Consider the following 13670-nt stretch of genomic DNA (forward strand, 5'->3'; position numbering starts at 1 on the left):
TTATCATGTATGATATATTTAAAATAAAATTATAGTTAATTCATCTTCGGGGTCGGGTGCAATTCCCAACCGGCAGTAAATTAAGCCTGCGACGTAAAATGTCTCATTTTACCTGATTCAGTGAAATTCTGAAGCCGACAGTATAGTCTGGATGGGAGAAGATGGAGGTTTTTTGTTGTGCAAATTTCCTCCTTTTCTAGCAAGATGAATGAAAGGAGAAAATCATATATGCAACAAAACCAAAATAGACGTTTAATCTTTATAAGTATGTTAAGTGCAGTCGCTTTCGTACTTACATTTATTAAATTTCCATTGCCATTTTTACCACCATACTTAACGTTAGACTTTAGTGACGTACCTACATTACTTGCTACATTTTTATTAGGACCAATTGCAGGAATTATAGTGGCATTTATTAAAAATTTACTCAATTTCTTTTTCAATATGGGCGATCCTGTAGGCCCCGTAGCGAACTTCTTAGCAATTGCAAGTTTCTTATTAGCTGCATATTATATTTATAAAAATAAACTTAGTAAGCAATCATTATTAATAGGTCTTGTAATAGGTACAGTTGTTATGACCATTGTATTAAGTATTTTAAATTATTTTGTATTGTTACCACTTTACGGCATGATATTTAACCTAGGTGACATTGTTCATAATCTTAAAGTAATTATTGTTTCAGGTGTCATACCATTTAATATTATTAAAGGTATTGTCATTTCAATCATCTTTTACTTTATATTCAATAGAATTAAAAATAACATTCACTTATAAATAACTAGCGCCCTTACACATAATGTGTAAAGGCGCTTTTAATACTATATATTATTCAAATTTAAGTGCGTCACCATCAAATGGTTCGTCTTCAATTTTAATTGAATCTGTTGGACAACCTTCTAGTGCATCTTCCATATCTTCATATAACTCTTCTGGCACCTCTGCAGTACCTTGGTTATCATCAAGGATTACGAAAGCAATACCTTCGTCGTCATAATCATAGATATCTGGAGCTGCTGCACCACATGCACCGCATGCTATACAAGTATCCATATCAACGATTGTATATTTAGCCAATTTCATTCGCCTCCTTTGAAAAAAATGCTACACTAGTAATAACAATACTACTATTGTAGACATCGATAGTGTGATTTTCAATATATTCGTTTTATAGAGTGAGGGTTTATCTTGTATCAAATTATCAAATATGCGTGTCAGCACGCATTCAACTACAAAACAAATAAAAGTATTTATAATATCTTAACAGGAAAAAAATCCCATCAAACATTTTTTGACGCAAGTAGTCAACAACTTTTGTCATTATATCATAGTTTACCGAGATTAAAATATCCGTCTTTTGAGCGATATTTAAATGAATTGAATGATGAGGAACCAAAAATAAATATCAAAACGCATCCAAGATGTACCTATGATAGCCTTATTAATACATTTAACTGTATCCAATTACTCATTCAAACGGTATCACAAAGCTTACATAACGATTTTAGGTTCATTCCTATTACTCAACAAACATACATTCAACAACGTGTTAAAGATATTTATCAACACATAAAGGTTAACGATTTAGAGTCAAATTTTATCACTGAAATAAAACAATTATTTGAAAAAATTGCTAGCAAGCATGAACATGTTTATTTGCATTATTATTTACAAGGATATGAAGAGGCGATGTATACCAGACAACAAGTCAGTTTAATTGAATCGAAGTCTCAACAAGAACTATTTGAATTAGAAATGAATCAATTGGTCGATGTCATGTTTGAAATTGAAGATATGCAAAAACATCCTTTATTAAATCAAACGATTATACGTCCAACATTACTTAATAAAACGAAGTTAACCTTACATCAATTAGAGCAAGGACACCCGATACAAGACATCTCAACTGTTCAAAATGTTAAATTAAATACGATTGAAGATCATCTTTTAGAGTTGTTTATCAAAGGTTATATCAATGACTATGACAGTTATTTAGACATCACAACAATTCAACCATTTATCGATTTTTACAAAAGTCATATAGGAATCAAATTGCGTGAGTACAAGCAACAATTTGATACATTAACTTATTTTCAAATTAAATTGGTAATTGTCGGTATTGAAAGGGGTGACTTAGTTGCTTCAACAGAAACTTAAAGATTGGTTTGGGTTTGATTCCTTTAAACCTGGGCAAGAGGAAATCATTACCAGTGTATTAAATCAAAAGCATACACTTGGTATTTTACCAACAGGTAGTGGCAAAAGCCTTTGTTATCAATTACCTACTTATATAATTGAAAAGCCAACACTTGTCATTTCACCATTAATTTCTCTTATGGATGATCAAGTCATGCAAATGAAGTTAAATGGTGAACGTGCAGTTTGTTGTATCCATTCAGGAATGGACAATACAGAGAAACGACAAAATCTTAGCAATATTCGACAAAGTAAATTTATCTATTTAAGTCCCGAATTTATATTACAACCTCAAAATTTTAAACTTATCGCCAATATAGATTTTGGTTTAATTGTTCTTGATGAAGCGCATTGTTTGTCTGAATGGGGATATGATTTCAGACCACATTATGCCTTGATTGGAAAAATAACGAATTCATTTAAGTCGGCTACAATTCTTGCATTAACAGCAACTGCACCACCTCATTTAGAAAGCGATTTATCTGAAATGCTCAATGTTAATTTCAGTACAATTAAAACAAGTATGAATCGTATGAATATTTCATTGAAACATCTCAATTTCGGATCTGACGAAGAAAAAATAGAATGGTTGTTACCACAACTTAATGAAACAGGTCCCACTATTATATATGTATCCTCTAAAAAATTATGTTTAACACTAGCTCAACTTATTTATGACTCAGGTTTTTTAACAGGGATATATCATGGCGATTTAAGTTATCAAGAAAGACAGACAGTACAACACCAATTTTTAAACAATGATATTCCAATCATAGTTGCGACAAGTGCATTTGGTATGGGAATAAATAAAAAAGACATCCGAACAGTCATTCATTTTCATTTGTCATCTAGTCCTTCTAATTATCTACAAGAGATTGGAAGAGCAGGTAGAGACGGTGAAGCGAGCCAAGCCATTAGCTTATTCCAACCCGACGACGCTTTTATATTAGAAACCATACTATTTGCTGATAGAATCACAACTGAAGATATTCATGCATTTGAATTAGGGCAATTTATCCCTCCTGAAAAAGAATCCATTTTATCCATACTTTATAATCAATATTCAATTAATCAAATGCAACGTATTTTTGATCAATCTTTCAGACGTAAAAAATTAGGTTATAGTCGCATGTTAGGCTACACACAACTTGACCAATGTCGCCGAAAATATTTGTTGGAATTTTTTAATGAACAACCTAAACTGCCAGATGTATGTTGTGACAATGATACTGAGTTACCTAGCATGAAAGTAATTAATCGCAAGAAAGTTAAACGTAAGCTATCATATAGTGAAAAACTTCAAAATTTATATGAACTATAGATTTTATTTTGCTTAACTCTTTATTCAAGCTATAATTAACTTATGAACAAAATCTTAATACCTAAAAAATTCTTGATTACTATACATAATCATTTAATAAATGGGTATAGTTTATGTATCATTATAAAATAAAATTAAACAGAGAGGATGATGATTGTGTCTAATAATAACTTCAAAGATGATTTTGAAAAAAATCGTCAAGCAATAGACCCAGAAGATCATAATGAGCAGACATCTTCACATGAAGAGCAAGAAGATAATGCAGTAGACAGAACTGAAGACAAAGCAAATCAACAATTCCCACCGAGAAATGCACAGAGAAGAAAGCGTCGTCGAGATATAGCGACAAATAATAACCGTCAGGCAGATTCACGTACAAAAGATAGCCAAGATGGTTCATTAGATGATAGACATGATGATACATCATTACATAATGGAGATAACAAAAATTATGATGCATCCAATCACAATGATGTAAATAGAGATCAAAAACAGGCACATCATCCTGAAAATCGTTCGACTCGTGAGTCAGAACAAGAATTAAATCACGATGAACCTTTAAAGCGTAGTGGTAAAAGTGACGATGTTCAACATGATGATCGTCATGACAAGAAAGACGGGCACGGTAAAGATGCCGCTCTAGCAGGTGGTGCTGCAGTTGGTAAAAAAGTGACTAGTGATCATAAACATGGTGACAATAATGGCCATGAGGATCGTGTACGTGAACATGACCATCACAAAGATAATGATCGACATGATGACTTTAATAAAGATGACCGTCGTCAAGATACATCTAAAGATCGCCAAGACGAACTTAATAAAGGTCATCATGATGAAGAACACCACGACTCAGGTAAAGGTAAAAAAGCTGCTGCAACTGGTGCCGGTGTGGCTGGTGCTGCGGGTGCTGCTGGTTTAGCTAAACATCATCATGATAAAAAAGACGATCATACTGGCGAAAATAGAATAAAAAATGACCGTCATCAAGATCATCATGATAACAAACATGACGACAAAGAGATTAAAGATAATCATCAATCAGATGATGAAAAATCAGGTAAAGGTAAGAAAGCTGCCGCAACTGGTGCAGGTGTTGCTGGTGCTGCAGGTGCCGCTGGTTTAGCTAAACATCATCATGATAAAAAAGAAAGCCATCATAGTGATAAAGATATCAAGGATGACCGCAAACATGATGATGACGACAAACATGATAATAAAGATAAACATCAATCTAATAAAGGGAAGAAAGCTGCTGCAGTAGGTGCAGGCGCCGCAGGTGTTGCTGGTGCTGCAGGTGCAAAACATCACCATGATAAAAAAGAAGCCAACCAACATGATGATAACAATAATCATCGAGACAATCATGATGGTAAGAAAAAAGGCGGCTTTATGAAAATCATCTTACCAATTATAGCTGCAGTATTAATCCTAGGTGCAATTGCTATTTTCGCAGGTATGGCCTTAAATAATCATAGTAATAGTGGCAATGATGATAACAAAGTAGCTAATGAAGATAGTAAAGATGGCAAGAAAAACAACGACACTAGCAAAGATAAAGACAGCAAAGATAAAGATAGTTCAAAAGACAAAGATAAATCAAAAGACTCTGATAAAGATAAAGCAACATCTAGTGACGAATCAAATTCATCAGACGCTTCAAATTCAGATAAAAATAGTTCTGGTGATAATGCTAATGGTGCTAACTCACAAGCAACTAATAACCAAGGTCAAAATGGCGGAAATAGCCAAAATGGTCAAGGCCAAAACTCACAACAAAATGGCCAACAAGGTAATAATAGCCAAAATAGCAATAGTAACCAACAAGGTAAACAAACACATACTGTAAATGGTAAAGAAAATCTCTACAGAATTGCCATTCAATATTACGGTAGTGGTTCACCTGCAAATGTTGAAAAAATTAGACAAGCTAATGGATTAAATGGTAACAATATTCATAATGGTCAAACATTAGTAATTCCATAGGTACAATTCAATCATCAAATTAACTGTAAGTAATGTTATCGCATTACTTACAGTTTTTTTGGTTTCCGTCAAATCAAGACGATTATTCAAAAAAGTCATAAATAATTTAAACTTTTCTAAAACAAGGACTTCGCGAAAATAGGATATAACTGATATAATAATTTGGTGATTAAAGGAGGCCGTTTTACATGCAAAAAATAGAAAGTATCATCATTGGTGGAGGACCTTGTGGCTTAAGTGCAGCCATTGAGCAAAAGAAAAAAGGTATTGAAACATTAGTGATAGAAAAAGGTAATGTTGTAGAATCTATCTATAATTATCCAACACATCAAACCTTCTTCTCATCTAGTGATAAATTATCAATTGGTGATATTCCATTTATCGTGGAAGAAAGTAAACCACGTCGAAATCAAGCTCTTGTATATTATAGAGAAGTCGTTAAACATCATCAATTAAATATCCATGCATTTGAAGAAGTTTTAACAGTTAAAAAGATGAATAATCGTTTTACAATCACGACTACTAAAGATGTTTACGAATGTAAATTTTTAACAGTTGCAACTGGTTATTATGGTCAACATAATACACTAGAAGTTGAGGGTGCTGAGTTATCTAAAGTATTCCATTATTTCAAAGAAGCACATCCGTACTTCGACCAAAATGTTGTCGTAATAGGTGGTAAGAATTCTGCAGTTGATGCCGCTTTAGAATTAGAAAAAGCTGGCGCAAATGTTACAGTAATCTATCGTGGAGATCGTTATCCTAAAGCTATTAAACCATGGATTTTACCCAATTTTGAGTCATTAGTTAATCATGAAAAAATTACGATGGAATTTAATGCCAATGTAACACAAATCACTGAAGATCATGTTACATATGAAAAAGAAGGTAAGACAATTACGATCCCGAATGATTATGTCTTTGCAATGATTGGTTATCATCCGAATTATGAATTCTTAGAATCAATCGGTATTGAAATTAATACAAATGAATATGGTACTGCACCAGTTTATAATCGTGAAACATACGAAACAAATGTAGAAAATTGTTATATTGCTGGTGTTATTGCTGCTGGTAATGATGCTAATACTATCTTTATTGAAAATGGTAAATATCATGGTGGCTTGATTACACAAAGCATTCTTACTAAAAAGCAAACGCCGCTTGAATCATAATAAATATGGCGTAGAAGGTTTAAATATCATACCTTCTACGCCTCTTTAATTTCTTGTTTATTCTTCAAAATATCGTTTAATTTGTTCGCGATTCAATTCATTACTTAAACTTACAACTAATTTTAGTCTTGCTTTAGGACCATTTAATCCATTGGAAAATATCAAGCCTTTTTCAGCCAGTTGATAACCGCCGCCTTCATATGCATAGACAGGACTAACAATGCCGTTAAATGATCGAGATACAATGACAATCGGAATTTGTTTATCAATACAAGCATATAAACCTTCTAAACAAGTAGGTGGCAAATTACCTTGTCCCATAGCTTCTATAATTAAACCATCAATATCGCTCTCCGCATAAAAATGCAATAAGTCGCTCTGCATATTCATATAAGATTTTACTAAAGGTACATTTAACTTTGGATTAATCTTTTTATAACTTGTATGATGCAACGGGTGGTGATGATATTGCACATTATCCTTTGTTAATACACCTAACGGACCATGATTCGGACTTTGAAAAGTATTCGTATTGGATGTATGTGTTTTAGTTACATTACGTGCTGTATGAATCTCATCATTAAAGACAACCATAACACCCATATGATATGAATTGTTTGATGAAGCCACTCTTATAGCGGAAATAAAATTGTATAATCCATCTGAACCAATTTCATTTGATGAACGCATAGCGCCAGTAATCACTACAGGTTCTTCGATATCTAATAACAAATCTAATAAATAAGCTGTTTCTTCAAGTGTATCTGTGCCATGTGTAATAACAAAACCATCATAAGTAGTTTCATTGTTTAGATTTGCATTAACGATAATATCCCTTAGTTCTTTAACATGTTGAATAGACATGTGAGGAGAAGGGACATTCATAGGATGTATTTCATCTACTTGTGCATATTGTTTGATGATATCCTGATGTTGAGAAATTGGATTTTCTTTATTTGTAATGACTCGATTGGAACTATCTTGTGACATACTAATAGTGCCACCTGTATGTATAACAAGTAGACGTTTCATAGTTTTCCTCCTATTAATAAAATACATATTTATGATAAAATATTATTCATCAAACAACAAGGTAGGTATTTCGATAATGAGTTTAATTAATATTGCTTTAGATGGTCCTGCAGCTGCAGGTAAAAGTACAATTGCAAAACAGGTTGCTAGCCAGCTATCAATGATTTATGTAGATACTGGTGCGATGTATAGAGCAATCACATATAAATATTTACGTACAAATCAAACTGAAGACTTCGAAGCATTAATCAAAGATACAACACTAGAATTAACTTATGACGAAACAAAAGGCCAACGTGTAATACTAGATAACGAAGATGTCACTGATTACTTAAGAGAAAATGATGTTACAAACAACGTTTCATACGTTGCCTCTAAAGAACCAGTGAGATCATTTGCAGTTAAAAAACAAAAGGATTTAGCAGCTCAAAAAGGCATTGTTATGGACGGTAGAGATATTGGTACAGTTGTACTGCCAAATGCTGAACTAAAAGTTTATATGATTGCGTCTGTTGAAGAACGTGCAGAACGTCGTCAAAAAGAAAATGAACTTCGAGGTATTGATTCTAATTTAGAGCAACTTAAAGTTGAGATAGAGCAACGTGATCAATATGATATGAATAGAGAAATTTCACCTCTAAGAAAAGCAGACGATGCTGTTACATTAGATACAACGGGTAAATCAATTGAAACAGTTACAAATGAAATTTTGGACATGGTTAATCAAATAAAATAATCAATTAAGAAGCTATATAAACGACTTAAGCAGAAACGTTTATATAGCTTTTATTGTGATTTATAATAAACATGAGTTATTTCAAACTGAAATAATAATTATATATACTATAAACATGCATCTTTACCTCTTAATTTTGAATAAAAATTGAAACCTAACGTACTTTAAAGGGCAACTTTTATCAAATAACAATCTTTTTCTTAAAGTGTAAAAGGGGAATTTCTTGACAATTCTGTCAGTTTGTAAGATGTTATAATTATGTAGTGTATAAGGAGGCAGACAAGATGACTGAAGAATTCAACGAATCAATGATTAATGATATTAAAGAAGGTGACAAAGTCACTGGAGAGGTACAACAAGTTGAAGATAAACAAGTTGTTGTGCATATTAATGGTGGAAAATACAATGGTATAATCCCTATTAGCCAATTATCCACACATCATATTGAAAAACCTAATGAAGTAGTTAAAGAAGGCGACGAAATCGAAGCCTACGTAACGAAAATAGAATTTGATGAAGAAAATGATTCAGGCGCTTATATTTTATCTAAAAGACAACTTGAAACTGAACAATCTTATGATTATTTACAAGAAAAACTTGATAACAATGAAGTGATTGAAGCAAAAGTCACAGAAGTTGTTAAAGGTGGATTAGTAGTAGACGTAGGTCAACGTGGATTTGTTCCAGCATCACTTATTTCAACAGACTTTATTGAAGACTTCTCTGATTTTGAAGGTCAAACAATTAAAATTAAAGTTGAAGAATTAGATCCAGAAAATAATCGTGTTATTTTAAGCCGTAAAGCAGTAGAACAAGCTGAAAATGAAGTTAAAAAGGCTTCATTACTAGACTCACTGAATGCCGGTGATGTTATTGAAGGTACAGTAGCACGTTTAACAAACTTTGGTGCATTTGTTGATATTGGAGGCGTAGATGGATTAGTTCACGTTTCTGAATTATCACATCAACATGTACAATCTCCTGAAGAAGTCGTTTCGGTTGGAGATAAAGTAAATGTTAAAGTTAAATCAGTGGAAAAGGATACAGAACGTATTTCATTATCAATCAAAGATACGTTACCAACACCTTTTGCTCAAATTAAAGGTCAATTCCATGAAAATGATGTTATTGAAGGTACAGTTGTAAGATTAGCTAACTTCGGTGCATTTGTTGAAATTGCTCCTGGCGTACAAGGATTAGTTCACATTTCTGAAATTGATCATAAACACATTGGTACACCAGGTGAAGTATTAGAACCTGGTCAACAAGTAAGTGTTAAAATCTTAGGCATTGACGAAGAAAACGAACGTGTTTCTTTATCAATTAAAGCAACGTTACCAAATGAAGACGTTGTTGAAAGCGATGCATCTACAACTCAATCTTATTTAAACAATGACACTGATGAAGATAATCCTACTTTAGGTGATGTCTTCGGTGATAAATTTAAAGATCTTAAATTTTAATAGTTAAATATGCTATGTATGTACACTCCAATTAGAGGTTAAACTTTAATTGGAGTGTTTTTTTACGTGAGCCTCATTAAAGTCAATATATTATCTTGTTTATTATAATCGTATTTTGAATCGGTGCTTGCATGTGATAAAATTATAGAGATTAAGAAAGAGAGGAAGTTAACAAATGACTAAACCTATAGTTGCAATTGTAGGAAAGCCTAACGTAGGTAAATCTACAATTTTTAATAGAGTAGTCGGCGAACGTGTATCCATCGTGGAAGACACACCTGGTGTAACCAGAGACCGAATCTATTCATCAGGTGAATGGTTAACGCATGAATTCAATATTATTGACACAGGTGGTATTGAAATAGGAGATGCACCATTCCAAACACAAATAAGAGCACAAGCAGAAATTGCGATTGAAGAAGCAGATGTCATAGTATTTATGGTCAATGTTAGAGAAGGATTGACGCAAAGTGATGAAATGGTTGCTCAAATGCTTTATAAAAGTAAAAAACCTGTCGTCCTTGCAGTAAACAAAGTTGATAACGTAGAAATGCGTAATGATATTTATGATTTCTATTCATTAGGCTTTGGCGAACCTTATCCTATTTCAGGATCACATGGGCTAGGTTTAGGTGATTTATTAGATGCAGTCGTTGAAAACTTTGGTGAAGAGGAAGAAGATCCATATGATGATGACACAATCCGTTTATCAATTATAGGACGACCAAATGTTGGTAAATCTAGTTTGGTTAATGCTATTTTAGGAGAAGAACGTGTTATTGTATCTAATGTAGCAGGTACTACTAGAGATGCAGTAGATACAGAATATTCGTATGATGGACAAGATTACGTTTTAATCGACACAGCTGGTATGCGTAAAAAAGGTAAAGTTTATGAATCTACTGAAAAGTATTCTGTACTTAGAGCATTAAAAGCGATTGAACGTTCAAATGTTGTTTTAGTTGTTATCGATGCAGAGCAAGGTATTATCGAACAAGATAAACGTGTTGCAGGATATGCACACGAAGAAGGTAAAGCGATTGTAATCGTAGTAAATAAATGGGATACCGTTGAAAAAGATAGCAAAACAATGAAGAAATTTACTGAAGATGTGAGAAAAGAATTTCAATTCTTAGATTACGCTCAAATTGCTTTTGTTTCAGCTAAAGAACAATTAAGACTAAAAACACTATTCCCATATATTAAAGAAGCAAGTGAAAATCATAAGAAACGTGTTCAAAGTTCTACTTTAAATGAAGTCATTACTGATGCTATTTCTATGAATCCTACACCAACAGATAAAGGTAGAAGATTAAATGTCTTTTATTCAACACAAGTGGCTATCGAACCACCAACATTCGTAGTATTTGTAAATGATGTTGAATTAATGCATTTCTCTTATAAAAGATACTTAGAAAATCAAATCAGACATGCATTTGGATTTGAAGGTACACCTGTTCATATCATTCCAAGAAAAAGAAACTAATAAACGGAGGGGAATATTAATATGACTAAAATATCAGTATTTGGTATGGGAAGTTTTGGTACTGCTTTAGCAAATGTTTTAGCACAAAACGGACACGACGTATTAATGTGGGGTAAAAATAGTGAAAATGTTGATGAATTAAATACACATCATATGAATAAAAACTATTTAAAAGAAGCAAAGCTTGAGCCAACTATCAAAGCTACAACGGATTTAAGTGAAGGTGTTGCTTTTGCGGATATCTATCTAATGGCTCTACCTACAAAAGCGATGAGAGAAGTAGCAACACAAATTGATAGTTTATTAACTTCTAAAAAAACATTTATACATGTAGCAAAAGGTATTGAAAATGGTACTTTCAAACGTGTTTCTGAAATGTTAGAAGATTCTATTTCTCCGGAACATAATGCAGGTATAGGTGTATTATCAGGCCCAAGTCATGCAGAAGAAGTGGTCATCAAACAACCTACAACAGTTGCTGCCTCTTCAAAAGATGAAAAAGTAAGTCAATTAATACAAGATTTATTTATGAATGACTATTTACGTGTTTATACTAATAATGATCTTGTAGGCGTTGAACTCGGTGGCGCATTAAAAAATATCATTGCCGTAGCTAGTGGTATTGTAGCTGGTATGGGCTTTGGTGATAATGCTAAGGCAGCACTAATGACACGCGGTTTAGCTGAAATTAGTCGTTTAGGTGAAAAATTAGGTGCAGATCCAATGACATTCCTAGGATTAGGTGGCATTGGCGATTTAATTGTAACGTGTACGTCCACTCATTCACGTAACTTTACATTAGGCTATAAATTAGGCCAAGGGAAAACAACTGATGAAGCACTTGAAGAAATGAAAATGGTAGTTGAAGGTATCTATACAACAAAATCAGTATATTATTTAGCACAAGAAGTTAATGTTGAAATGCCAATTACAACTGCGTTATATAAAGTGTTATTTGAAGATGTCCCCGTTAAAGAAAGTATTAAAGAATTAATGGGTCGAGACAAAAAATCCGAATAAATAGTGTAAATTAACACATATTTTATGAGATTTTCAAAAAAATTAATTCTATTCGCTTTATTTCAACTTTTTTAATATATAAATCGTTGCGATGACAGTAATCAGTGTGTTAAAGTCATACCATAATGATATAAAGATATCATTATCAAACCTCAGGAGGTGAATTCATAATGAATAAAACTGATTTAATCAATGCAGTAGCAGAGCAAGCTGATTTAACTAAAAAAGAAGCTGGTTCAGCAGTAGACGCTGTATTCGAATCTATCCAAAACTCACTTGCTAAAGGTGAAAAGGTACAATTAATCGGTTTCGGTAATTTTGAAGTACGTGAGCGTGCTGCTCGTAAAGGCCGTAACCCTCAAACAGGTAAAGAAATTGATATTCCTGCAAGTAAAGTCCCAGCATTCAAAGCTGGTAAAGCATTAAAAGATGCAGTAAAATAATTTTACTTAAAAAAGCCCTTCTGGGGCTTTTTTGTTTTTATAATGCTTTTCGAATATATAAGCAAGTTATTTAAAACTACTCAATTTTATTTTTCCAAATTGAAACCACTATACATACGATTAAATTTTATACATATATTAGAGTACCTAACTTCTTTCTTTGAAAGAAGAAGGTGCTCTAACATTTAATTTTTTGATATATAATGTTAATATAAATAGTGATAATATCGTGAGGTGTGAACATGGAAACTACTGTCAGCAAATTAAATATAGATATCAAACAAAGGCTTAAGGGTATTACTGATTATGAATCAATCCAAATCAACGAGAAGTTGGGGGAATTATTGGATTCATATGATTTACCGGAAAAAGCTAAGTTAGCTTGCCTCACAATTGACACTTCAATGAAACATTTAGATGATATATCTAACAGTGGATTATCAAAACATTCAATTTTAGTTGGTGATCTACTTAGTGCACATTTTTATACTATTCTAGCTGAAATCAATGATCCAACATATCAGCTTGCAATGAGTAAAGCTATTGTTGAAGTTAGTGAGTTGAAATCATCTCTTCATCAACATGTTTTAACTGATGATGAAGCTAGTAACGCCATATTTAAAGTTGAAACATTATTCCCATATATTACGCTGTCACATTTTTGCGATGAAGAAAATGCTAATCGTATATATGAATTTTTATATGACGATGTACATGATTACTATCCGTCATATTTAAAAAACTATAACAAAGAACGTATTGACCATATAATGCAAGACATCAAACAAACGCTAGATAAAAGAAGAGGTAATTAA

13 protein-coding genes and 1 riboswitch are annotated in these 13670 nt (G+C 32.6%); of the genes, 11 read left to right on the forward strand and 2 right to left on the reverse strand.

Going from position 1 to position 13670, the window contains the following annotated elements; all coding sequences use genetic code 11:
- Window positions 1–38: 38 nt before the first annotated feature.
- A riboswitch (FMN riboswitch) is annotated at window positions 39–167 on the forward strand.
- 61 nt (window positions 168–228) lie between these two features.
- Window positions 229–777: an ECF transporter S component gene (locus P7F85_RS06575; protein ID WP_002465771.1), complete on the forward strand. Its 549-nt coding sequence runs from the start codon at window positions 229–231 to the stop codon at window positions 775–777.
- A gap of 51 nt (window positions 778–828) precedes the next feature.
- Here the strand turns inward: P7F85_RS06575 and P7F85_RS06580 are convergent, their stop codons facing one another.
- On the reverse strand, window positions 829–1077 hold the full coding sequence (locus P7F85_RS06580) for a ferredoxin (protein WP_002433578.1): 249 nt from the start codon (window positions 1075–1077) through the stop codon (window positions 829–831).
- Between the two features lie 111 nt (window positions 1078–1188).
- Here P7F85_RS06580 and P7F85_RS06585 point away from each other — a divergent pair, with 111 nt between their 5' ends.
- The 4 genes from P7F85_RS06585 to ypdA all read left to right on the forward strand — a co-directional run bounded on the left by P7F85_RS06585 (window position 1189) and on the right by ypdA (window position 6675).
- Window positions 1189–2157, forward strand: a complete 969-nt coding sequence (locus tag P7F85_RS06585) for a helix-turn-helix domain-containing protein (protein WP_002465793.1) — start codon at window positions 1189–1191, stop codon at window positions 2155–2157.
- Window positions 2138–3517 carry a RecQ family ATP-dependent DNA helicase gene (locus tag P7F85_RS06590; protein WP_447158528.1) on the forward strand — a complete coding sequence of 460 codons (1380 nt, stop codon included), beginning with the start codon at window positions 2138–2140 and terminating at the stop codon, window positions 3515–3517. The genes P7F85_RS06585 and P7F85_RS06590 overlap by 20 nt, the downstream gene beginning before the upstream one ends.
- A 156-nt stretch (window positions 3518–3673) precedes the next feature.
- Window positions 3674–5500: an elastin-binding protein EbpS gene (gene ebpS, locus P7F85_RS06595; RefSeq protein ID WP_270251480.1), complete on the forward strand. Its 1827-nt coding sequence runs from the start codon at window positions 3674–3676 to the stop codon at window positions 5498–5500.
- A gap of 188 nt (window positions 5501–5688) precedes the next feature.
- Window positions 5689–6675 (forward strand): bacillithiol disulfide reductase YpdA, encoded by a 987-nt coding sequence (gene ypdA / locus P7F85_RS06600; protein ID WP_002465727.1) that lies wholly within the window; start codon window positions 5689–5691, stop codon window positions 6673–6675.
- A 57-nt stretch (window positions 6676–6732) separates the two neighbouring features.
- On the opposite strand, the gene P7F85_RS06605 is transcribed toward ypdA, so the two are convergent.
- Complete coding sequence (locus P7F85_RS06605; RefSeq protein WP_002465794.1) at window positions 6733–7707, reverse strand: asparaginase; 975 nt, start codon at window positions 7705–7707, stop codon at window positions 6733–6735.
- A gap of 76 nt (window positions 7708–7783) precedes the next feature.
- Between P7F85_RS06605 and cmk the strand changes: the two genes are divergently transcribed.
- From cmk to P7F85_RS06635, 6 genes are all read left to right on the forward strand, one after another.
- Window positions 7784–8443, forward strand: a complete 660-nt coding sequence (gene cmk, locus P7F85_RS06610) for a (d)CMP kinase (RefSeq protein ID WP_002465786.1) — start codon at window positions 7784–7786, stop codon at window positions 8441–8443.
- 284 nt (window positions 8444–8727) lie between these two features.
- Window positions 8728–9906, forward strand: coding sequence for a 30S ribosomal protein S1 (gene rpsA / locus P7F85_RS06615; protein WP_002465798.1), 1179 nt, complete (start codon window positions 8728–8730; stop codon window positions 9904–9906).
- Window positions 9907–10081: 175 nt separating this feature from the next.
- The gene (gene der / locus P7F85_RS06620) at window positions 10082–11392 is read left to right on the forward strand and encodes a ribosome biogenesis GTPase Der (RefSeq protein WP_002465765.1); all 1311 of its coding nucleotides are present in this window, start codon (window positions 10082–10084) and stop codon (window positions 11390–11392) included.
- A gap of 21 nt (window positions 11393–11413) precedes the next feature.
- Entirely contained in the window at window positions 11414–12412 is a 999-nt protein-coding gene (locus P7F85_RS06625) for an NAD(P)H-dependent glycerol-3-phosphate dehydrogenase (RefSeq protein WP_002465734.1), read from the forward strand.
- Window positions 12413–12582: 170 nt separating this feature from the next.
- Window positions 12583–12855: an HU family DNA-binding protein gene (locus P7F85_RS06630; protein WP_001043863.1), complete on the forward strand. Its 273-nt coding sequence runs from the start codon at window positions 12583–12585 to the stop codon at window positions 12853–12855.
- 242 nt (window positions 12856–13097) lie between these two features.
- Complete coding sequence (locus tag P7F85_RS06635) at window positions 13098–13670, forward strand: heptaprenyl pyrophosphate synthase subunit A (RefSeq protein ID WP_002465724.1); 573 nt, start codon at window positions 13098–13100, stop codon at window positions 13668–13670.

Source organism: Staphylococcus sp. aM, from assembly GCF_052975125.1.